Source organism: Polaribacter sp. 2405UD43-2, from assembly GCF_058147125.1.
The window spans coordinates 21,591-45,491 of the sequence record NZ_JBYVJX010000014.1; the positions used below are offsets into that span (position 1 = coordinate 21,591).

The following is a 23,901-nucleotide window of genomic DNA, read 5'->3' on the forward strand; positions in this document are numbered from 1 at the left end:
CAAAAACTCTTGCTAATATTCTTAGAAAAGAAACTAAAAATCAATTTATAAAATGCCCAAAAAAGGAAAAGCAAAAAATACAGTTAACAAAGCAAAACACACTAAATTAATGCATCAAAAAATAAATAAAGTAAAGTTAGAAAAACAACGGAATAAAGAACGACTGAAAGCTATTATTAAAAAAGCGAACGAACAGAAAAATTAGTTGAGTCGTCCTAAAATAGGTTAACGATTATTAATATTTAAAATTAAGCCCGTGAATTTAATTTCACTGGTTTCATACTCAATTAAGTTAAGTACAAGTTTTGAACTGAAAAAGGTTAAAAACCAAAATTCTGTATTTAGATTCCCGTTTTCACGGAAATGACAATTTCAACGGAAACCTCGAGGCTCAGCCTCGAGGAATTCTTTTCGATTAAAAACGTAACTGCTTACTTTGGATCGAGAATTGTATTTATTCTTTTAACTAAATCTTTTAAATGGTATCTAGTAATTGTATTTTTAGAACTTGCTAAATAGCTATTAATATCTTTTTTAATTCTATTCAATTCTCCTCTTATAATTGGCTTTAAATCAGAAATATTTGCATCAATAGCCGACAATTTAAATACACTAAAATTAATTGACCCTTGCTTTTTTGCTTTCATTAAAGTAGCTAATTTAATAATATAGGCTCTTTGAAGGTTTCTTCTGTAAGCATCTATTGATTTTTTAGAATATAATTCTGTAAAAATACCTTTTCTAAAATCAGCAATTAAATTCATAAAAGTATAAGCCTTTTTACCATTTAAAGTTTCATTTTCTAACAATCTGGCAAGATGTCCTGGTCTCATAACTCTATTTAAAGTAGCAACTTGTAAATCTTTAATTTTAACATCGGAACCAGAAAATTGTATTTTATTAAAAATCTCTTTTTTTAATAACCAAGTTGGGGTTGTAAAAACCTGATCTACTAAAAACTTAACTGCCCTTTTTTGTTTGTCTTTACTTACATAAGTATAAACAGCTCCTTCTTGGTCTGTAGTTTTAAAATTCTCATAAACTCCACCAATATTTGCTGATACGTGCCCAATATATCTATTAAACTGATTTAATAATTCTTTATACATTGTTGATAATTCAGCATAGTTTTCTCCTTTTACAGAAGTCCACTTTTCTAAATTTGATAAAATTATTTTTAAGTTTTTAATACCATATTCACTTGCTTTCATTGCATCATCTCCTAAATCTTCTGTTTGAGAACTCGGATCTACAGTATTCATAAATTGCTGATTTCCAAAACGATAAATTGGATCTCCTGCGTGTTTTAAAATCCATTTATTTAAAGTTTCTTTTTCTCCTTTTGCAGTTGTATTTAATATTGGTTTATATCCCCAAGCAATAGAATACTTATCATAAGGACCAATATTTGGCATTAAAGCAACATCTTTATCTCCTGGTTGTGCTATATAATTAAAACGAGCATAATCCATTATAGATGGAGTTGTTCCATATTTTTTTGTGAATGTTGCAGAGCGTAAAGAATCTACAGGATAAGCTACAGAACTTCCCATATTATGAGGCAAACCTAAAGTATGACCAACTTCATGAGAAGATACAAAACGAATTAAGCGTCCCATAACTTCTGTCTTAAATGAATTTGAACGCGCATCTGGGTTAATTGCTGCTGTTTGAATAAAAAACCAATTGTGCAACAACGTCATAACATTATGATACCAGTTGATATCAGATTCTAAAATCTCACCAGAACGTGGATCGCTAACATGAGGACCATTTGCATTCGGAATTGGGGAAGCTAAATAACGTACTACAGAATAACGTACATCTTCTGGAGACCAATCTGGGTCTTCTTCTTTACTTGGTGGATCTTTAGCAATAATGGCATTTTTAAAACCAGCAGCTTCAAAAGCAACTTGCCAATCTTCTATTCCTTGTTTTATAAACGGAACCCACTCTTTAGGAGTTGCTCTATCAATATAATAAACAATTTGTTTTTTAGGTTCTACTAATTCACCTCTTTTAAATTTTTCGATGTCTTCATCTTTTACTTCTAGCCTCCATCTATCTATATAAGTTAACCTTTTACTTTTTTGAGCTTTTAAACCATAATCTGTCTGACTTCTGGCAAACCAACCTACTCTTTGATCAAAATACCTTCTACTCATTGGTTTTTTTGGTAGCAAAACCATAGAGTTACTCATCTCTAAAGAAATAGCACCTGTGGTAGAAGCTGTTGAAGGAGCTCTATTTGCATAATACGTTTTAACATGTCTAACTTCAATATTTTTAGGATAACTACTTAATCTTTCTATATAAGAACGATTTTTATCTACTCTAGAGATTAAATGTCTTTTTCTTCTTGATGCTGGATAACCTATTGCTTTTACATCCTCTGTAAAAAAAGGGGTAACATCTATTACAGTTGCAGTAGAATCTTTGCTAAATGCTTTTATGGGAAATGCATATAAGATAGGTTCAAAATTTGAATTTACAACTGCCTCATGCACAGGCAAAATTGTATCTGCAACAACATTATGAGAAACGACACGTAACAATATTTTTTTGCCTTTTTTTTGCCAGCGTAATACTTGAGTATTCATTTTTCCTCCTCCAAAACCCATTCTACTCGCTGTTTTAGCAATTCTAGTTACCATTAACATTTCTCTTTCTAATAAAGAATCTGGAATTTCAAATAAATATTCTTCTTCTTTATGATGAATTTTAAACAAACCTTCGTCTGTTTTATGTTCTTTAGTTACTACTTTACTATACGGTTTTATTGCTCCTTTTTTTGGTTTTGGTTTTGGTTTTGGAGCTACTTTTTTGGTTTCTTTTTTCTTTTTCTTCCAAAATTGAGCATCTACTTCTGTAGAAAAACCAAAAACAAAAGCAACTAGTAATAGTTTTGTTATAATTTTTTTCATTAGTTTGTTTTATTAATTTTTATCTATTTAATTTAAAATCGTGTACTATTTACCTTACTGGTTTTCTTACCTTTTTTACTCACTTTTTTACCTGATGAAAAACGATAAGAAAAACTAAAATTTATTCTAGGGTTTTGTATTACTACTCTTCTAGAAAAACTTGTATTATTTAAAACATAGGTACTTTCATTTCTATTTGAGACGCCAAAAATATCTGAAACACCCACGCGTACAGATGCTTTGTTTTTTAAAAATCGTTTAGATAGTGATACATTTGAAAGAACTCTAAGAAATTCATTTGACCTATCTAAACCACCAGATTCTCCGTTAGAAAAAAGGGTAGTTAAACTTACTCTAAAATTAGCGGGTAAAGTAAATGAGTTTACAGTATAAGCTTGAAATACAAACACTTTGTTGTTAACACGATTATTATTTAAAATGCTATAACTTAACATCGGGTTTACATTTAAACGCCACCAAGAAAACAATTTAAATGTTGTGTTAAAATTGGCTTTATATAAAGATCTAGTGCCTAAATTTTGATAAGAGATAATTGTATTATTCCCTTCTAAAATTTGAGTTGTTTGAAATAGGTTTGTATAAAAATTTGCGTAAAGTGTAAGAAAATATTTATTCTTTATTGTGGTACTCAATGCCAAAATATGATAGAGACTTTGTGTTAATGCTGGGTTGCCTCGTTTTATTGTGTTAGAATTTAAAAAAACCTCAAAAGGATTTAACTGAATATAAGGAGGAAGGCTATATCCTTTTCTATAAGAAAAACCAATATTACTTGTTTGTTTTTTATTGGTCATATATTTTAAAGAAATAACGGGCAAAAAATTAGTGTAAGAATTGCTAAATGGTTTGCTTGTTGTTTTTGAAAAACTTTGTGTTTCTATATGTTCTAATCGTAAACCCAAAGAATACTTTAATTTTTTAAGATTCGTATTGTAAGACATATAACTTGTATACACTTGCTCATTATATTCAAAAGCATTGGTAAAATTAGCATCTGCTTCAAAACTATTATTGTTTGTATTAAAAGTTTCAAATAGATTGGCATCTGTAATTGTTAAATTATCAAATTTAAGACCCGCTTCAAATTTTCCTTTTTTATCTTTTAATGGCTTTGTATAATCTAATCTACTACTGTATTGTTTGTTGTCTTGATTTTGATTATCTCTATTTCTTTTAGAAAGTGTTGTTTTGTTTATAACATCTATTAATTTGCTTTCATTTGTAGCATTGTCATCTTGCTTGTTTTCACCATAACTAGTTGCAAAATCCAAACGCGTTCCTTTTTTATCCATATCAAAACGATAACCAAAATCTACGGTATAGGAATTATTAATTGAGTTTCTAAAGTTGCTATTAGATTGTTGATTGGTTAGCGTTTTAAAAGCAAATTGATTGGTTACAAAATCTATATTTGAATCATTATTAGCATTACTTAAAGTAACACCAGCCGATACCGAATGTTTTTTATCAATAGTATAATCTATTCCAAATTGATTGTAACCACTGTTGGATTTATTTAAACTTCTTTGTTCTTCATCAAAAGACAAACTGTTGTCTAACAATTTTCTTTTTATAAACGCATCTCTAGATCTTTTAGAATAGCTATAAGGAGAAGATGTTGCAGTAAAAACAAACTTGCCAGTTTTATAATTAAGTGAAGCAAAAGGGCTTATTGAGAAATCTGCATTCGAAATTCTTGTTGAAACTGAACCTGCTAAACCATCATTGCGTTTCTTTTTTAAATTAATATCGATTACTTTTTGAACTCTACCACTATACTTTGCAGAAGGTGTGTTAATCAGTTCTATATTTTTAAGTTGGTCACCCTGCATACTTTCTAAAAGCATCATAAGAATGCTAGAAGACATTCTTTGTGTTTTACCATTTATGGTAACTTTAGCAGGAATTCCTTGAAGCTTAACAGCTCCATCTTCACTCACTGTTACACCAGGAAGCAAGGATAATACTTCTGCAGTTGACATTTTTTTATACAATGCATCGTTTTGCATATTAATAGTCATACCAGTTGCATTGTGTTTTATATTTTTAGATAATGCAGCTCTAATTACTACCTCATCTAACGCTTCATTTTGTTCTTGAAGCACAATAGCTTTTAGTACTGTGTTTTTTAAAATCTTCTGTTTTTTAGTATAAGTAGTAAAACCTAAAGCGGTTACTTGTAGTATGTATTCGCCAGGAATTAATTGGATGGAAAACTGTCCATTCTCTTGATGACTAGTAGTACCTAATTTTTTTTCAGTTTTTATATTGATAAAAACTATATGGGCATCTGGTATCGGTTGGTTTTTAATGTTGGTTACTTTGCCACTTATTTTAAAACCTTTTAACTGTTCTGAATTGGAAACAGACTTTTGTGATTGTCCGCATAGATGTTGTATGATTATTAGACAGCTTATTAAAGTAAAATATTTCATATTTATATAAATAACCAATATAGAATAGTTATTTATTTACTATTCTATATTGGTTATTATTTAAGATTTATGAGCAAAAATGTGCAAATTCCCCCAAATCTATAGCTCCATCTGCATCTGTATCTATTATGTCAAACCAATTTTTTATTACAGCATCTACAGCTGCCTCTTCTCTAGAAATAAGTCCGTCCGCATTGCTATCTAATTTAACAAATTTTTCAGCACAAGTCTGTGCGAAACATACAAGAGTCATTAACATAAATACACTAGAAATTATTACTTTTTTCATGATTATAAAATTTAAATTATTAAAATATTTTATTGTAAAATCTGCGAGGTATATTATCTTTATAATACATTCCTCTAGTTGTTTATTATAGAATCTATCTCATTGGCAGATAATTTTTAAGTTTAAGTATTTTGAATTGTTTATATCTATAATCTCTTACAATTCTTAAAATTATCTTAAACTTAAAAAATGTTAGTGCAGAAATACAGCACTATGAGTTAAATTATCTATTTTATAAACCTATATTAAAATATGGATCTAAATTTGATTTCAGAAATTATTCCTTTTTTTGTATATATATAACTTCTTTTAGCTCTACAGTATTTTATTGGGCAACTAAAATCTGTTTTTAATTCATCCAGTAAACAATATAAACTTCTTTTAGAAATTTGTAATTTTCTTGCACATTCCTCTGGATTTCCAGTTGCCTCTAATCTGATGAGCTGATCTATTTGTTTTATGCGATTAATATATTTCTGTAATGACATAATTTAGGGGATTATAAGTTTACATCTTTTAAAAATTAATTTATGATTCTGTTTAATTATTAAGGAGACAATTATTCATAACCAGGGTTAATCTTATATGTTAATTAATTGTAAATAATCAATTATATCCCATCATAACCAGGGTTTTGCTCACCAAACAACGTATTTGTTTGTAACTCGTTTAAAGGTATTGGCATAATATATTGGTTCTTACTCTTTACATTCGACTTTAATATTTCTACTTTGTTATGACGAATTGCTGCAGACCAAACCGAACCAGCTTCAAAACAAAGTTCTTTAACATATTCATTAAAAATTAAATCTAATAATTCTTTTTTATTTGTGTATGTTAATGCAGGTGGAGTTCCTCCATAGGCTCTTTTTCTAACAATATTTAGTGTAGCTTCTGCTGCTGCTAATTGATTTAATCTAGCTTGGCATTCTGCTTTTATTAGGTATACCTCTGCTAAACGCATATAGTTGGTTGCTCCACCTCTTAAACTTAAAATATAGACTTTTTTAATTCTACTATTGCTTGCATTAAAAGAATCTGAAGCTCTTGGGTCTCCTTGTAAACTCTTTTTAACCCAAGGTGAGGCTTTTTGTTGTCTTTGATAAAAAAAAGCTGATTTAGTAGCAACACTATTATCTGAATAACGACCAAAAATAACTTCGTCATTACTGTTTCCACTATTAAAAACATCAACAAATTTAGGCTCTAACTTTACACCTTTATCATTAATTACCTCATTAGCTAAATTAATAGCTTTGGTATAATTAGCATTACCTCCCATATAGAGTAATATGTTTGCTTTAAATGCTTTTGCAGCCAAAGCAGACGCAAAAAAGTTTTTTCTAAAGGGTGCATTCAATTTTATACTCTCTTCTAAATCTTTCAATATAAAATCGTAACTTTCTTGTACTGTAGCTCTTTTCTTTTTTCTATTCTCGAAAGTAGAGAGTTTTTCTCTGATTACTACTCCATATTTACTATTAAGGTCAAAAAATTGTCCAAAATATTTTAAGACTTGAAAATGCCCAAATGCTCTTAAAAAATAAGCCTCACTAAGAATTCTATCTCTTTCTACTTTAGAAACTTTACTATTATCTAAAACTGCTGAAATAGTTGCATTTGCAGAATTTATAATATCATAAGGTGCTTCGTAAATGAATTTTGTAATTATGTTGTTTGAGTCAAAATCATTAGAGCTAGCTTCTTTAAAGGAGCGACTAGAGGTTGTGGTTAAAGAACCTACCATTAAAGATGGCACTAGCTCTATATACTGAGACATAAAAATAATATTAAATTGTGTATATACGCCAGTTAAAGACGCTTGTGCACTTTTATCATCTGTTACTAATTGTTCTTGAAATAAATAATTATTTGGTTTTACGTCTAGTACATTTTCACAAGCACTAAAAAAAACAGTAATTAATAGACTAAGTATTATAATTTTATTTTTCATTTTCTATGATTTTAAAAAGTTAATCTAACACCAGCTGTAAATTGCTTTGATATAGGATACCTGTTTCTATCTGAAGGGATTCTAAAGCTAGAGATATTTGTTAATTCTGGGTCTGCACCAGGATATTTTGTGAATGTAAATAGATTTGTACCCGTTATAAATAAAGATAAATCTTGTAAACCAATATTTCTAATTACTCTTTTAGGCAATCCATAACTAAATGTTACCGTCTTTATTCTCAAATAGTCTCCTTTATGTACATATAAACTAGACCGTCTGTTATTACGATTACCACCACCTGTATTCGTTCTATAAATAGCTCTTGGGTATTTTGCATTTGGGTTTTCTGGTGTCCATCTATCTAGCACATTTACTAGTTTATTACCTTGATCGTTAAGTGATGAAAAGCTAAAAGCATCTTCACCTGCTTTCCAATAAATATCGTTACCTACACTGTAATTTGCAAAAATATTTAAAGAGAAGCCTTTGTAAGAAAAATTAGAATTTATCCCGCCAAAAAAATCTGGTTCTATACTACCAATTGAAGTTACATCACCTCCTTTTGATGAAGGATCTACGCGTCCATCTCCATTTAAATCTGCATATCGAATATCTCCTGCTCCTGTACCACTATATTGATACGCCCCAGTAGGAGATTTTGCGTTTAAAGCATCTACTTCTTTTTGTGTTTTAAAGATTCCTTCTGCAACGTGACCACTTATTAAGCCTAATGGTTGATTTTCTATTAAATAAATGCCTCCAATATTAATTCTTCCTAACGCATCTTTATAACTACTATTTAAACTTTTTACTTTACTACTTGCTGTGGTAGCATTAAACATCATATTCCATTTAAAATCATTTTTATCTAAGATTCTAAAGTTAAGTGTAAGCTCAAAACCTTTGTTTTCTGTATCACCCAAATTTGCTATCACAGTTGCTAACCCAGATGATGATGGTAAAGTTGTTTGAAATAAAACATCTTTTGTTTTTTTAACAAAATAACCTACTTCACCAGTTATAGCTCTATCTAAAAAACCAAAATCAATACCAAAATCTGTTTGCGTTGTTATTTCCCATTTTAAATCTGGATTTCCAATTCTTAATGGCACTATACCTGTTTGCCCATTATATATACCCAATGTTCCATTTAATGCTCCAAATAAACTAAAAGATTGGTTAGGGTCGAAAGTAACATTACCCGACTGACCAATACTTGCTTTAAGTTTTAAATTGCTTAGCCATGATATGTCTTTTGCAAAATTTTCTTTATGTATATTCCAACCAATACCAGCAGATGGAAAATAAGACCAACGTTGGTTTACACCAAATTTAGAAGAACCATCTGCTCTTGCAGAAAGACTTAACAAATATTTACTATCATAGTCGTATTGTAATCTAGAAAAGAATGATAGCAATACACTTTTAGTGATTGCTTCTTGGTTCGATAAATTTTCACTTGCATAGTTAATACCCGTAAGAGTGTTGTCGTTTGGGAAGTTTTCACCATAAGCATTGTTGGTTTTAGAGCTATTACTTTCAAATGTATTTCCAACTACAACATTTGTATGATGTTTGCCTATTGAAAAATCATACGTTAATGTGGTAGCAATTGAAGGATTAATGGTTTTAGTATTTATAAGGCTTCCTCTACCATTTTTTCTTATACCTCCTCCTGCTAATGTAAAACTTGGATAATAAGAGTAGTTTTCACCATCTATATATTGTAAAATACCTGTAGATTTTAAAACTAAATCTTTTATTGGCTCGTATTCAAAACCAATATTTCCTAACATAGAAAAAGTACTAGAAGTAACTGTATTTGCCTTTAATGAAATAGGATTGTAAATATCTCCAAATTTATTTATAAGCTTTCCATCCTTATCATAGGGTGTTTTATCTGGTCTTAAAGCAATGGCTGCTTGAGATGCGCTAAAGAAACCACCAAGTACAGTTTTACTATCTACTCTACCTATGCTTATATTACTTGTAAAAGTTAAATTATCTTTTAATTGTTGCCTTAATGTAAGCCCAAAAGAGTAACGTTTTAACTTATCTCCTTCTATAGCTCCTTTATCGTTTTTCATACTAAGAGATGTAAAATAAGAACCTTTTTCACTAGATCCTCTAACTGCAAATCTGTAATCATTTGTAAAAGAAGTTCCCTTTCCTATTAAAGATTGCCAATCTGTATCTACATCTGTATTTATTTCTGTGCCTGCTAAAATACCTTTAGCAAAAAAATCGTTTCTTGGTATTATACCTCCACTTTTTTGATAATTTTCAATTGCTTCTTTATAAATTTGTTGGTATTGTTTTGTGTTTAAGACATTTACACGTTGTCTTAAATTTACTCTTTGAGTTGCAGAAATTTCAAACTGTGGTTTTGATACTTTTTTACCACCTTTTGTAGTAATTACTATTACACCATTAGAACCTCTTGAGCCATAAATTGCTGTTGCAGAAGCATCTTTTAGAATAGAAATACTTTCAATATTTCTAAAATCTAAAAAACCTAAATCATTATTAAAACCTTCATTTTCAAAATCAGTTGTATTAGAATTTGTAGAATAATCAATAAAACTTGCAAAACCAGGAATTTCAGCATTTGGAGACAATGGCACACCATCAATTACATAAAGAGGTTGGTTGGTTCCTAAAATAGAAGAACTACCACGTATTCTTACTCTTGCAGCTGCACCAGGTCTACCAATTGGGCTACTAACTTGAACACCTGCAATCTGACCTTGTAAAGCTTGATCTATATTCACTAGAGTTCCTTGACTAACTATACCCTTAACATTTACAGAACCCACAGAACCTGTTAGTGCTTCTTTTTTAACCTTACCATAACCAATTACAACTATTTCATCTAAATTAGTTTCTTCTGTTTCTAGTTGAATATCAATTTTTTTTCTATTATTAATAAGTACTTCTTGCTTTTTATAACCAATATATGTAATTATTAAAGTGGTAGCATTTGGTGGCAAAAAAATACTATACTTGCCATCAAAATCTGAACTTGTTGCTCTTTTGCTTCCTTTTACAACAACTGTAGCACCAAATAAAGGTGTTCCTTTTTTATCGGTAATTGTTCCGCTGACAGTTTTTTGTTGCTTTAAACGTTTTTTATTAAAAAAAACTTTCTTTTTAGGGGTAGTTTCTTCTCGAAGAATTATTTGTTTGTTAAAAACTTCAAATTTAATACTAGAAGTTTTAAAAATAATTTCAAGAATTTTTATGATACTTGTTTTTTTAGCATTGATATCTACTTTTTTATTTAAGTTAATATCAGCATTTTTATAGAAAAAGTTGATGTCTGTTTTACGTTCTATTTCATTAAGAACTTTTTCTATGGTTGCTGATTTTAAGCGTAATGATATTTTAGTGTTTTGAGAATAGGTATCACTTGCACTCATTTGAAACAAGGTTAAAAACAAAAGTAATCCCGTAAGTTTCATTTTTAAATCAAGTTTATTAGTGATTGCATTAAAAATGCAAATCATTCTATGATTTTTCATATTTTTGTAATGATTAAAAAGTTAGTTTTCAGATTTTTTAATTAATTCAATTTTCGAGAAATGTTACAGCATTTCTCGATTTTTTATTTTACGTCAAGTCATATTTTATATAGTTATGGGTTAATGGTTATTTGATTCTTATTTTTTGTATACTTAAAATCTAATACTTTATTAATTGTATTTAAAACATCTTCTATAGATTCAACTTCAAATCTACCTGTAAAGCGCTGATTATCAAAGTTTTTCATATTATTAATAATTTCTACTCCATAATGTCTTTCTAGTTTTTTTAGTATAATATCAAACCTTTCGTTTTTAAATAAGAGTACATTATCTATCCAAGCAATATGGCTATCAACTTCAACATTAGCAACCTTAATATTCTTATTAACTTTTGAATATGAGGCTATTTGATTTGGTTTTAAAACCTCTTCTACTTTGTTAGTTAATGAATTATGAACTCCAATACTACCTTCTACTAAAACTACATTTATGTTTTCTTCATTTTTAAAAGACGATATATTAAATTGAGTTCCGTAGACTTTAGTTTTAATATTATTTGCATTAACAACAAAAGAATCCTCTTTATTTTTAGCTATTTTAAAATACCCTTCTCCATTTAGAAAAACTTCTCTTTTTTGTCCTTTAATAAATTCTACAGGATATTTTAATGACGATCCTGAATTTAAATATATTTGAGAACCATCTGATAAAACTACTTGAAACTTTTTTCCGTAAGGAACTGTTAATGTATTATAAACTAGTTTTTTAGCTTTTTTATCTTTTGGTTTTGCATAATAAATTAAACGATTTCCTTTTTGAGTTGCCAGTTTTTTTCCTTTACTTCTAAGTGTATCAATATTTACTTTTAGTTTCTTTATAGTTCCGTCTGATAATTTTATTTTAACTGACTTTTCGCTAGCAGTTGGTTTATCAAGTTTATTATGATACACATAAAAACTAAGGCTTATAATTCCTACAAAAACAGCTGCATACTTTAAAATATTTATATAGCGTCTGTTATTTTTAGTTTTCTGAACTGATGTATCGTCTATTTGATGATTCAATTTAGACCAAATAAATTCTTTTTTAAATTTTAAAGATTTGTCTTCGTTTTCAGATTTCCAAACTTTTAAAAATTCTTTATCTAATTCTTCTATTTGTTTTTCTTTAAAAAAATCACTTAAAATAAAAATTTCTTCTTGTGTACATTTACCTTTCAAAAATTTTTCTATCAGTAAATTTATATTCATAGCTTCTGTTATTAAAGTGCTCTAATATAGATTACACTTCCCAAAACGAGAAGTACTAGTTTTAAATGTTAAAATTTAAAATTTTAACATTTTTTATACGCTTTTAATCTAAAATTGATTGTTTTATTAAATTATTATAACTGTAAAATTGTTACATTAAACACTCTTTTTTAAGAAAACTCATAGCAGCATTTAAATGAGAAGAAACTGTGTTTTTAGAAATATCTAATGCAGTGGCTATTTCGTCGTAAGTTAAACCATTATAGCGATACATTTTAAAAACTATTTGTTGTTGTTTTGGAAGTTTTTCTACAACACTATTAACTTTTTTTAATCTAATTTTAGAAAAATCTTCTTCTTCAAAAAAAAGCTTTTTATTTTCTAACTTTAATTTTTGCAAAAGGTTTCTCTGATTTATTCTTGTTCTTAATGAATTTAAAACTACATTTTTTGTAATAGTAAATAATTGATGTTCTAAGGAGATTTCTGTCGAAATTCTCTCTCTATTCAACCATAATTTTATAAATACTTCTTGTACAATATCATCTACATCAATATTATCTTTTGAATATTTTTTTGCAACCGCAAATACTTTCGAAAAATGTAATTTATATACTTTTTCTAAAGCTTTTTTATTTCCATTAATAATTTCTAACTGTAAAGACATACAAGATTAATATAATACTAAATTATAAAAATTTATTAATTTAATATCTTTGTTAGGTTCTTTTTCTATTTAAGAAGTATTTAGCCTATTTTTTTGCATAAAGAAAAATCCTGAACTATTAATTCAGGATTTTTAAAATAAACTTTAGGTTTTATTATTGATCTATAGAACCCAAAACTCGTTTCATAAAAGCATTTAATGCTTCTTTTTTGGGTGTTCCTTCTTTAATCATTTTATCGACTTCTACAGCTCCGTATAAATTAGAAATTAACTCACCAATAACATCTAATTCTTCGTCTTTTAAAGACGGAACTTCTGTTAAAGCTTCTAGCGTTTCTATGGTTTCTAACACATAATCTTGATCGTTTTCTTCGATAAAATTAGTTAAGTGTTTTATTACTGGTAATTTCATTTCTTTATTTTGTTTGTCAGTTCGAGCGCAGTCGAGAACTAATTATAACCTCTCAACTGCGCTCGAGGAAACAAATGTTAAACAACTTCAGCAACTAATTCCTTTAAAACATCAAACTTATTAGTCTGTGTTTGATTTACAAATTTACCATCTACAAAAGTGGCAAAAGTTGGTAAATTACTTACGTCTGCTAATTTTCTACTTTCAGGAAATTTTTCTGCATCTGCAATTACAAAAACCATTTTTTCATTTTCTGTTGATAATTTTTTGAATTTTGGTTTCATAATTCTACAATTTCCGCACCAAGTTGCAGCATATTGTACCACTACTTTTTTATTGTCTGAAACGATTTCTGCTAAATTATCTTGATTTAATTCTTGTACCATAATAGTTACTTTTTACAAATTATGAATTACAAAATCTGACAACGTAATTCATAATTAGTAATTCATAATTTAAATCTAATGAGAAGCTAAATATTCTGCTGTTCCTTTAGCATTCGGAGACATTGCATCTTTACCTTCTTCCCAGTTTGCTGGGCAAACTTCTCCATGAGATTGCACGTGTGCATACGCATCTATTAAACGTAAAAACTCATTTACATTTCTACCCACTGGCATATGATTGATTCCTTCATGAAAAACAGTTCCTTCTTCATCAATTAAATAAGTTGCTCTATACGTTACATTGTCACCTTCTACTTGAATTGTTTGTGTTGCTTCATCAAAAGTTTCGTTAGAAATGTCTAAAATTCCTAAAATTGATGATAAGTTTCTGTTAGAATCTGCCAAAATTGGATACGTTACACCTTCAATTCCGCCATTATCTTTTGCAGTGCTTAACCAAGCAAAATGCACTTCTGGAGTATCGCAAGAAGCACCAATTACAATGGTGTTTCTTTTTTCGAACTCAGCCAAAGCTGCTTGAAAAGCGTGTAATTCTGTAGGACAAACAAATGTAAAATCTTTTGGATACCAGAATAACAACACTTTCTTTTTGTTATTTACTGCTTCTTCTAATACATTTACTTTAAATGTATCGCCCATTTCATTCATTGCGTCTACATTTAAATCTGGAAATTTTTTACCAACTGCTGTTGCCATTTTTTTAAAATTTTATATGATTAATATTCTATTCTTATTTGTTACACAAAGATAGCAATACAACTATTTTAAATAAAAAAAGTTGATGTAAACTTTTTATGCTTACATCAACTTTATTTATAGTTGTTTTAATTCAGTATAATTTTTAACTATTTGTCTGACCAAACAGCAAGTTCATTACCTGACGGATCTAAAAAATGAAACCTTTTTCCTCCTGGAAAATCAAAAATCGGAACAGTAATTTTTCCACCAGCATTTAAAATTTCAGTTTGAATTTTCTCAAGATTTTCATCATACAAAACTACTAAAACTCCATTTACTATTGGTTTTTCAGTTAACTCAAAACCACCTTGCAATCCACTATTTGAAAAAGCAATATAAGTTGCACCATAATCTGTAAAAGTCCAAGAAAAAACAGTAGCATAAAATTCTTTTATCAGTTGTAAGTCATTTGCTTTAAACTCTACATAATCTATTGTTTTACTTTTCATAATAACTGCTATTTACTTGCAAATAATTTTACATCATTTTCAGAAACTTCTTTTTCTCCTAAAATTATTAAACGCTCTACAACATTTCTTAATTCTCTGATGTTACCTGTCCAATCATATTCTTGTAATCGTTTTATAGCATCCTCAGAAAACTCTTTTTTTGGAGTTCCTTGTTCTTTAGATATTTTATCAGCAAAGAAATTTACCAATAATGGTATGTCTTCTCTACGATTATTTAATGCAGGAACTTTAATTAAAATAACTGCCAATCTGTGATATAAATCTTCTCTAAATCTACCTTTTGCAATTTCTTCTTTTAGATTTTTATTAGTTGCTGCAACTACTCTAACATTTACTTTTATGTCTTTGTCAGAACCTACTCTAGAGATTTTATTCTCTTGTAGTGCACGTAAAACTTTTGCTTGTGCAGACAGACTCATATCACCAATTTCGTCTAAGAAAATTGTACCTGCATTGGCAGCTTCAAACTTACCTGCTCTATCTTTATTTGCACCTGTAAAAGAACCTTTTACGTGCCCAAACAATTCACTTTCTATTAATTCTGATGGAATTGCTGCACAGTTTACCTCTATCATTGGCGCTTTAACTCTATCCGATTTTTCATGCAACCAATGAGCAACTAACTCCTTACCTGTACCATTAGGGCCTGTAATTAAAACTCTTGCATCTGTTGCAGCTACTTTTTCAATGATTTCTTTAATGTGCGTAATTGCATCACTATTACCAATCATTTCGTAATTTTTGCTGACTTTTTTCTTTAAGCGTTTATTTTCTACCACCAAAACTTTTTTCTCTAAAGCATTTCTAACGGTATTTAACAATCGGTTTAAATCTGGTGGTTTAGAAATATAATCAAAAGCTCCTAAACGCATTGTATTTACGGCTGTGTCTAAATCTCCATGACCAGAAATCATAACAATGGGTACTTCTGGTTTTATTTTTTTTGCTTTTTCTAATACTTCTACACCATCCATTTTTGGCATTTTAATATCACATAAAACCAAATCGTAATCGTTGTTTTTAATCATTTCTATACCCAACAAACCATCTTCTGCTTCTTCTACATAATAGGCATTGTTTTCTTCTGAAATGATTTTTGATAAGACTCTTCTAATAGCAGCTTCGTCTTCTATAATTAATATTTTGCTCATTTATTTAGATTTAAAGTCTCAAAGTTTTAAAGTTTACACTTATATCTAAAACTTGACACATTTTATAATTATCTTTTCTCTAGCTATCTTTTCTCTCGAAAAAATGTACATCTCTTTGTGGAAATGGAATTGTAATATTGTTTTCTCTAAATTTTTTATCGATTTCGAAACGTAAATCGCTTTTAATATTTAAGTGTTCGTAACTATGGTTAATAACAAACAACAATTTAAATTGTAACGCACTATCGCCAAAATCAGTAAATAACACCCAAGGCTTTTTTATTTTTAAAACTTTTGGATGCGCTTTTGCAACATCAATTAAAATATTTTTAACCAATTCTACATCTGAACCGTAAGCAACTCCAATTGCTACACTTTCTGTAGTTTGTATTCCGTTTTGTGTCCAATTAAATAAACTATTGGTTAAAAATTTATGATTGGGTATGATTAGCACTTTATCATCAATAGTAACTGCTCTTGTGGTTCTTAATCTTATTTCTATTACTTTACCAACTTTACCTTCTAATTCAATAATATCATTTACGTGTAGAGATTTATCAACCAAAATAAAAATACCCGACATAATGTCTTGAAACAAGGTTTGCAAACCTAAACCTATACCTACTAATAACGCAGCAGAACCTGCTAAAATAACTCCTACTTTTATACCAGAAGATTCTAAAGCAATAATTAATACTACTACATAAACAAAATATTTGATAAAAGAATAAACTGCTTTAAACTTATCTTTATCTTCTTCATCTAATTTTCTGTTCACTATTTTTTTTATCAACTTTAAAAACAGCCCAGTAAGTATAAAAACAATAATTACAAATAGAATTGTTTTTACATCTATATGAATATCATTAGTAATATTAAAAGAAAAATTAAGAAACTTTTTTATATCATTCATTAGAAACTATCCTTTATACTTTAACCATTTATACAAATCTTTGTAGGTTGGCTTTTTACCATACATTAAAATACCTACTCTGTAAATTTTGGCTGCTAACCAAACCATAAACACAAAGGTAACCAATAATAGTGCCATAGATATTGCTAATTCGTACCAAGAAACTCCAAACGGAACTCTCATTAACATTACAATTGGAGAAGTAAATGGAATATAAGAAAATGCTACAGAAATAGGTCCATGAGGATCATTAATAACCGTTGCAAAACCTACATAAACTCCTAATATTAATGGCAACATAATGGGCAACATAAATTGTTGTGTATCTGTTTCGTTATCTACTGCTGCACCCACTGCCGCAAAAAGAGAACTATACAACATATAACCTCCTAAGAAGTAAAAAATAAATAATAAAAACATTTTTAACAAAGGCAACCTTAAAACTTCTTGCATAACAACTTGCATTTTATCTCCTGCTGCTGCAGCTTTAACAGCTTCCATTTGTTCTGCTGGCACTCTTGATGCTTGCATTTCTGCCATATCTACACCAAAAACTGATGAAGCTATTGTCATCACTACAAAAAGAATAACTCCCCAAATAAAGAACTGTAATAAACCTGCTGAGGCATTACCAATTATTTTACCTAGCATTAACTGAAATGGTTTTACAGAAGACACAATAATTTCTATAATTCTACTGGTTTTTTCTTCGATAACACTTCGCATTACGGATGTTCCGTAAATCATTACAAACATCATTAATAAATAACCTGCAATGGCACCAACTCCAATTTTTAAACCGTTTATTAATTTTGATGATTCTTCTCCAGAAAAGTTAAACATCTTTATATCAGACTGAATTCTAGATGCTTTTATTTTTGCCAAATCAAAACCAAATTTATTCAGTTTTTCATTTCTTAGTTTATGTTCTATTTTGTTTTCTAGAGAGTTCATTACAGACATTCCTGGAGAATCTTTAGAATAAAATTCTATAGATTTTGCCAACACCTCTAAACTATCTTGTTTAGGTATAAATAAAGCTCCGTAATAATTACCAGCTTCTACTTTTTTCTTAGTTTCATTAATCCCTAAAGCTGTATAATCTGAATAATGTATGGTTTTAGTGTCTTTAAAATCGTCTTTAGAAAACAAACCAGAATTGTCTACATAAACAATTTTCTTAACTTTTTCGTCGTTTTTTTGCATTAGAAAATAAACCAAAGCACCCATACCTACCATAATTAGCGGACTTAAAAAAGTCATCACTATAAACGATTTATTACGAACTTTTGCAATAAACTCTCTTTGTATAATTAGTTTTAATTTGCTCATTTTCTTAACTGTTTTTATTTACTGCCTGAATAAAAATATCGTTTGCACTAGGTATTAATTCTACAAAATGTTGCACTTCTCCTTTATTGGTTAAAAATGATAACAAATCGTTTGCAGAATTATTTTGATTTAATTTTACATTTAGAGTCAACTCATTTCCTAGTAATTTAAAATCAGCAGGAAAAACTTCAAAATTTTCTTTTAGTTGATGCTCTACTTCTTTTGGATTGTTGGTATGCAAGCCAACTTGAAAAGTATGTGTTCTAAACTTACGTTTAATGTCATCTAATTTACCATCTAAAATTTTGTTCGATTTATCAATTAAAGCAATTTCATCACACATTTCCTCAACAGATTCCATTCTATGTGTAGAAAAAATAATGGTTGCTCCTTCATCTCTCAATTGCAAAATTTCTTTGGCTATTAATTGCGCGTTAATTGGGTCGAATCCAGAAAAAGGTTCATCAAAAATTAATAATTTTGGTTGATGCAAAACAGTAACAATAAATTGTACTTTTTGCGCCATTCCTTTAGAAAGTTCTTCTATTTTTTTATTCCACCAAGCAGAAATATCAAATTTTTCGAACCAATATTTTAAACGTTTTTTAGCTTCAGATTTACTCAATCCTTTTAATTGCGCTAAATACAAAGCTTGCTCACCCACTTTCATAGATTTATACAAACCTCGTTCTTCTGGCAAATAACCAATTTGTACTGTGTGATGTGGTGCCAAAGCTTCTCCGTCTAAAAAAACAGAACCGCTATCTGGCATTGTAATTTGATTTATGATTCTTATCAAAGATGTTTTTCCAGCTCCATTTGGCCCTAATAAACCATAAACACTTCCTTTAGGAATATGTATGGAAACATCATTTAATGCTGTAAAATCTCCATATTTTTTTACAACATTATTTATTTCTAGTAAATTATTCATTTAGTTTTTATTGGTTTTCTGTAAGTCATCAACAATACAAACTTACATATTTTATACATATAAGTGTACACTTATAATAAAACGTTATAATATAATTTTTTGTTAAAATTTACTATGCACGCATAACTTTTTTGCAATTTACTATGCACGCATAATAAATTTTTATATATTTGGCAAAATGGATAAGCACAAATCAATAGATCATCAATTAAGAGCCACTTGGCAAGCTGTTGCAAAAATGTATAATGAGCAAGCAATGCATCATAATAGTACAATGTCTACAGCATTTGTTTTATTAAATATTGATAAAGAAAAAGGAACGCCCTCTACAGCTTTAGGCCCATTAATGGGAATGGAGCCTACAAGTCTTTCAAGAATTTTAAAAAATATGGAAGATAAAGGTGCTATTTGTAGAGAAAAAAATCCTGATGACGGAAGAAGTGTCATCATTAAATTAACAGATTACGGAAAAAAAATGCGTAAGGTATCTAGAGGTCACGTAATTAAATTTAATGACACAGTAAGAAATTCGGTTTCCGAAAAAGACTTAGAAGGTTTTTTTAAGGTAACATCAACCATAAATAAATTAATTGCTGACAGAGAAATTTACGAAGAACTCAATAGCAAAGCAGTATAAACAAACGAAACTATAATGACAAGAAGAATTAAAAAAGTAGCAATAATTGGTTCTGGAATAATGGGCAGTGGAATTGCCTGTCATTTCGCCAATATTGGCGTAGAAGTTCTTTTATTGGACATTGTTCCAAGAGAACTAACTGAAAAAGAAAAGGCTAAAGGTTTAACTTTAGAAGATAAAGTTGTTCGTAATCGTTTAGTAAACGATGCTTTAACAGCTTCATTAAAATCAAAACCTTCGCCAATTTATAATCAGAAATTTGCAAACAGAATTACTACGGGTAATTTAGAAGACGACATTGCAAAAGTAGCAGATGTAGATTGGATTATGGAAGTAGTTGTAGAAAGACTAGACATTAAAAAAATCGTTTTTGAAAAACTAGAAAAACACAGAACTCCAGGAACAATCATTTCTTCTAACACATCTGGTATTCCTATCAAGTTTATGAATGAAGGAAGAAGTGAAGATTTTAAGCAACATTTTGCAGTAACGCACTTTTTTAATCCACCAAGATATTTAAAACTTTTTGAAGTGGTTCCAGGACCCGATTGTAAAAAAGAAGTTACCGATTTCTTAATGATGTATGGAGAAAAATTCTTGGGTAAAACTTCAGTTTTAGCTAAAGACACTCCTGCATTTATTGGAAATAGAATTGGAATTTTCGGAATACAATCTTTATTTCACCAAGTAAAAGAATTAGGATTAACGGTTGAAGAAGTTGATAAATTAACAGGTCCAGTAATTGGTCGTCCAAAATCGGCAACCTTTAGAACGGTTGATGTTGTTGGTTTAGATACTTTGGTACATGTTGCTAACGGAATTTATGACAACTGTCCTAATGATGAAGCGCATGAATTATTTAAGCTTCCAGATTTCATCAACACTATGATGGAAAACAAATGGTTAGGAAGTAAAACTGGACAAGGTTTTTATAAAAAAACAGTAAATGCAGCAGGCAAAAAAGAAATTCTAACACTAGATTTAGAAACGATGGAATATCGTTCTAAAAAACGCGCAAAATTTGCAACGTTAGAATTGACTAAAACAATTGATAAACCAATTGATAGATTTAAAATTTTAGCTGGCGGAAAAGATAAAGCTGGTAAATTTTACAGAAAGAATTTTGCAGCAATGTTTGCTTATGTTCAAAATAGAATTCCAGAAATTTCTGATGAACTCTACAAAATTGATGATGCAATGAAAGCAGGTTTTGGTTGGGAAAATGGACCTTTCGAAATTTGGGATGCTATTGGTGTTGAAAAAGGAATCGAATTAATAAAAGCCGAAGGCAAAGAACCAGCAACTTGGGTAACAGAAATGTTAGCAAGCGGTTCTAAATCTTTTTATTCTGTAAAAGAAGGAGCAACTTATTTTTATGATATTCCTTCTAAATCTCAAACAAAAAAACCAGGGCAAGAATCATTTATTATACTCGATAACATTAGAAAATCAAACGAAGTTTGGAAAAACTCTGGTGTAGTTATAGAAGATATTGGAGATGGAATTTTAAACCTAGAATTCCAATCTAAAATGAATACAATTGGGGGCGATGTTTTAGCAGGAATCAATAAAGCTATAGATTTAGCTGAAAAAGATTACCAAGGACTTGTCGTTGGTAATCAAGCTGCTAATTTCTCTGTTGGTGCCAATATTGGTATGATTTTTATGATGGCAGTAGAGCAAGAATATGATGAGTTAAATTACGCCATTAAATACTTTCAAGATACTATGATGCGTATGCGTTATTCCTCAATTCCAACAATTTCTGCTCCTCACGGAATGGCTTTAGGTGGTGGATGTGAAATATCATTACACGCAGATAAAGTAGTTGCAGCAGCAGAAACTTATATGGGATTAGTAGAATTTGGAGTTGGTGTAATTCCTGGTGGTGGCGGTTCTAAAGAAATGGCTTTAAGAGCTTCAGATTCTTTTAGTAAAGGAGATGTTGAGCTAAACATTTTACAAGAAAACTTCTTGACGATTGGTATGGCAAAAGTATCTACTTCTGGTTACGAAGCGTTTGATTTAGGCTTACTTCAAAAAGGGAAAGATATAATTGTTGTAAATAAAGACAGACAAATTGCAACTGCAAAAGCACACGCAAAACTAATAGCAGAAAGTGGTTATACACAACCCGTAAAACGTAAAGATGTAAAAATTTTAGGTAAGCAAGCCTTGGGTATGTTCTTAGTAGGAACAGATGCTATGGAGCACTCTAAATATATATCAGAACACGATCAAAAAATAGCCAACAAGTTAGCGTATGTTATGGCTGGTGGAGATTTATCTGAACCAACTTTGGTTACAGAACAGTATTTATTAGATTTAGAAAGAGAAGCGTTTTTATCACTCTGTACAGAGCGTAAAACGTTAGAGAGAATTCAACATATGTTAAAAACTGGTAAACCTCTTCGTAACTAAAGTTACTCAAGCTATTAGCCTTTAGCAATTAGCTACTGGCAAATAAATAATAACAACATACTAAAAGCCAAAAGCGATTAGTTAAAAGCTAAAAAAATGAAAACAGCATATATAGTAAAAGCATACAGAACTGCAGTCGCAAAAGCGCCAAAAGGTGTTTTTAGATTTAAAAGAGCAGATGAGTTGGGTGCAGAAACCATTCAACATATGATGAAAGAATTACCAAGTTTAGACGTAAAACGTATAGATGACGTAATTGTAGGTAATGCAATGCCAGAAGGTTCTCAAGGATTAAATATGGCACGTTTTATTTCTTTAATAGGATTAAATTCTGTGGATGTTCCTGGAGTAACTGTAAATCGTTTTTGTTCTTCAGGATTAGAAACGATTGCAATGGCTTCTGCAAAAATTCAAGCAGGAATGGCAGAATGTATTATTGCAGGTGGTGCAGAAAGTATGAGTTCTGTTCCTATGACAGGTTTTAAACCCGAATTAAACTACGAGACCATTAAAGACGGTCACGCAGATTATTATTGGGGAATGGGTAATACTGCAGAAGCAGTTGCCAATCAATTTAAAGTATCTAGAGAAGATCAAGATGAATTTGCTTTCAATTCTCATATGAAAGCTTTAAGAGCACAAACAGAAAACCGTTTTCAAGATCAAATTGTTCCTATTGAAGTTGAACAAACTTATTTAGATGAAAACGGAAAAAAAGCAACAAAAAAATATACAGTTACTAAAGATGAAGGTCCAAGAAAAGGAACTTCAACAGCTGTGTTAAATAAGCTACGTCCGGTATTTGCTGCCGGCGGAAGTGTAACTGCAGGAAATTCATCACAAATGAGTGATGGTGCTGCTTTTGTAATGGTGATGAGCGAAGAAATGGTAAAAGAATTAAATATTGAACCCATTGCAAGAGTTGTAAATTATGCAGCTGCAGGTGTTGAACCAAGAATAATGGGAATTGGCCCTGTTGCTGCAATTCCTAAAGTTTTAAAACAAGCAGGATTACAACAAAACGATATAGATTTAATAGAATTGAATGAAGCTTTTGCTTCTCAATCTTTAGCAGTAATGCGTGAGTTAGAGTTGAATCAAGAAATTGTAAATGTAAATGGTGGTGCTATTGCATTAGGGCATCCTTTAGGATGTACAGGTGCAAAATTGTCTGTGCAATTATTTGATGAAATGCGTAAACGCGAACTAAAAAATAAATACGGAATGGTAACAATGTGTGTGGGAACAGGACAAGGTGCTGCTGGTATATTCGAATTTTTAAAATAAGAAGCCCTTCTAAATCTTCCCAAAGGGAAGACTTTTGAGCAAGTTTGTGAATAAAAAAAGAGATAAAAAATAAATTAACTTTAAACCTGCGAAACCCTTGGCAGGATTATTTCCCCTTTGGGGGACAAGGGGCTT

At 29.7% G+C, this 23,901-nt stretch carries 19 protein-coding genes; 4 read left to right on the top strand and 15 right to left on the bottom strand.

Annotation, left to right across the window (positions count from 1 at the left end; translation table 11 throughout):
- The first annotated feature begins 52 nt into the window (after nucleotides 1-52).
- Complete coding sequence (locus tag ACY2RX_RS13795) at nucleotides 53-205, top strand: hypothetical protein (protein ID WP_490104564.1); 153 nt, start codon at nucleotides 53-55, stop codon at nucleotides 203-205.
- 226 nt (nucleotides 206-431) lie between these two features.
- Here ACY2RX_RS13795 and ACY2RX_RS13800 read toward each other — a convergent pair whose 3' ends face one another.
- The 15 genes from ACY2RX_RS13800 to ACY2RX_RS13870 form a co-directional block, all read right to left on the bottom strand.
- Complete coding sequence (locus ACY2RX_RS13800; protein WP_490104565.1) at nucleotides 432-2,924, bottom strand: zinc-dependent metalloprotease; 2,493 nt, start codon at nucleotides 2,922-2,924, stop codon at nucleotides 432-434.
- Between the two features lie 32 nt (nucleotides 2,925-2,956).
- Nucleotides 2,957-5,380, bottom strand: coding sequence for an outer membrane beta-barrel protein (locus ACY2RX_RS13805; RefSeq protein WP_490104566.1), 2,424 nt, complete (start codon nucleotides 5,378-5,380; stop codon nucleotides 2,957-2,959).
- Between the two features lie 67 nt (nucleotides 5,381-5,447).
- Nucleotides 5,448-5,669, bottom strand: coding sequence for a hypothetical protein (locus ACY2RX_RS13810; RefSeq protein WP_490104567.1), 222 nt, complete (start codon nucleotides 5,667-5,669; stop codon nucleotides 5,448-5,450).
- A gap of 610 nt (nucleotides 5,670-6,279) precedes the next feature.
- Complete coding sequence (locus tag ACY2RX_RS13815) at nucleotides 6,280-7,623, bottom strand: RagB/SusD family nutrient uptake outer membrane protein (protein WP_490104568.1); 1,344 nt, start codon at nucleotides 7,621-7,623, stop codon at nucleotides 6,280-6,282.
- A gap of 11 nt (nucleotides 7,624-7,634) precedes the next feature.
- The gene (locus ACY2RX_RS13820; protein WP_490104569.1) at nucleotides 7,635-11,084 is read right to left on the bottom strand and encodes a SusC/RagA family TonB-linked outer membrane protein; all 3,450 of its coding nucleotides are present in this window, start codon (nucleotides 11,082-11,084) and stop codon (nucleotides 7,635-7,637) included.
- Between the two features lie 173 nt (nucleotides 11,085-11,257).
- Entirely contained in the window at nucleotides 11,258-12,397 is a 1,140-nt protein-coding gene (locus ACY2RX_RS13825) for a FecR family protein (protein WP_490104570.1), read from the bottom strand.
- 151 nt (nucleotides 12,398-12,548) lie between these two features.
- Complete coding sequence (locus tag ACY2RX_RS13830; RefSeq protein WP_490104571.1) at nucleotides 12,549-13,064, bottom strand: RNA polymerase sigma factor; 516 nt, start codon at nucleotides 13,062-13,064, stop codon at nucleotides 12,549-12,551.
- Nucleotides 13,065-13,218: 154 nt separating this feature from the next.
- The gene (locus ACY2RX_RS13835) at nucleotides 13,219-13,476 is read right to left on the bottom strand and encodes a DUF6952 family protein (RefSeq protein WP_490104572.1); all 258 of its coding nucleotides are present in this window, start codon (nucleotides 13,474-13,476) and stop codon (nucleotides 13,219-13,221) included.
- Between the two features lie 77 nt (nucleotides 13,477-13,553).
- A complete protein-coding gene (locus ACY2RX_RS13840) occupies nucleotides 13,554-13,862 on the bottom strand; it encodes a thioredoxin family protein (protein ID WP_490104573.1) in 309 nt (102 codons plus the stop codon).
- A gap of 75 nt (nucleotides 13,863-13,937) precedes the next feature.
- The gene (locus ACY2RX_RS13845) at nucleotides 13,938-14,579 is read right to left on the bottom strand and encodes a peroxiredoxin (protein WP_490104574.1); all 642 of its coding nucleotides are present in this window, start codon (nucleotides 14,577-14,579) and stop codon (nucleotides 13,938-13,940) included.
- A gap of 149 nt (nucleotides 14,580-14,728) precedes the next feature.
- Nucleotides 14,729-15,070, bottom strand: coding sequence for a VOC family protein (locus ACY2RX_RS13850; RefSeq protein WP_490104575.1), 342 nt, complete (start codon nucleotides 15,068-15,070; stop codon nucleotides 14,729-14,731).
- Between the two features lie 8 nt (nucleotides 15,071-15,078).
- A complete protein-coding gene (locus ACY2RX_RS13855; RefSeq protein WP_490104576.1) occupies nucleotides 15,079-16,242 on the bottom strand; it encodes a sigma-54-dependent transcriptional regulator in 1,164 nt (387 codons plus the stop codon).
- A 79-nt stretch (nucleotides 16,243-16,321) separates the two neighbouring features.
- Entirely contained in the window at nucleotides 16,322-17,155 is an 834-nt protein-coding gene (locus ACY2RX_RS13860) for a mechanosensitive ion channel family protein (protein ID WP_490104577.1), read from the bottom strand.
- A 6-nt stretch (nucleotides 17,156-17,161) separates the two neighbouring features.
- Nucleotides 17,162-18,487: an ABC transporter permease gene (locus ACY2RX_RS13865; protein WP_490104578.1), complete on the bottom strand. Its 1,326-nt coding sequence runs from the start codon at nucleotides 18,485-18,487 to the stop codon at nucleotides 17,162-17,164.
- Between the two features lie 4 nt (nucleotides 18,488-18,491).
- Nucleotides 18,492-19,421 (bottom strand): ABC transporter ATP-binding protein, encoded by a 930-nt coding sequence (locus ACY2RX_RS13870; protein ID WP_490104579.1) that lies wholly within the window; start codon nucleotides 19,419-19,421, stop codon nucleotides 18,492-18,494.
- Nucleotides 19,422-19,599: 178 nt separating this feature from the next.
- On the opposite strand from ACY2RX_RS13870, the gene ACY2RX_RS13875 reads away from it, so the two are divergent.
- From ACY2RX_RS13875 to ACY2RX_RS13885, 3 genes are all read left to right on the top strand, one after another.
- Nucleotides 19,600-20,058: a MarR family winged helix-turn-helix transcriptional regulator gene (locus ACY2RX_RS13875; protein ID WP_490104580.1), complete on the top strand. Its 459-nt coding sequence runs from the start codon at nucleotides 19,600-19,602 to the stop codon at nucleotides 20,056-20,058.
- A 15-nt stretch (nucleotides 20,059-20,073) separates the two neighbouring features.
- Nucleotides 20,074-22,479: a 3-hydroxyacyl-CoA dehydrogenase/enoyl-CoA hydratase family protein gene (locus tag ACY2RX_RS13880; protein WP_490104581.1), complete on the top strand. Its 2,406-nt coding sequence runs from the start codon at nucleotides 20,074-20,076 to the stop codon at nucleotides 22,477-22,479.
- Between the two features lie 96 nt (nucleotides 22,480-22,575).
- Entirely contained in the window at nucleotides 22,576-23,766 is a 1,191-nt protein-coding gene (locus ACY2RX_RS13885; protein WP_490104582.1) for an acetyl-CoA C-acyltransferase, read from the top strand.
- Nucleotides 23,767-23,901 lie beyond the last annotated feature (135 nt).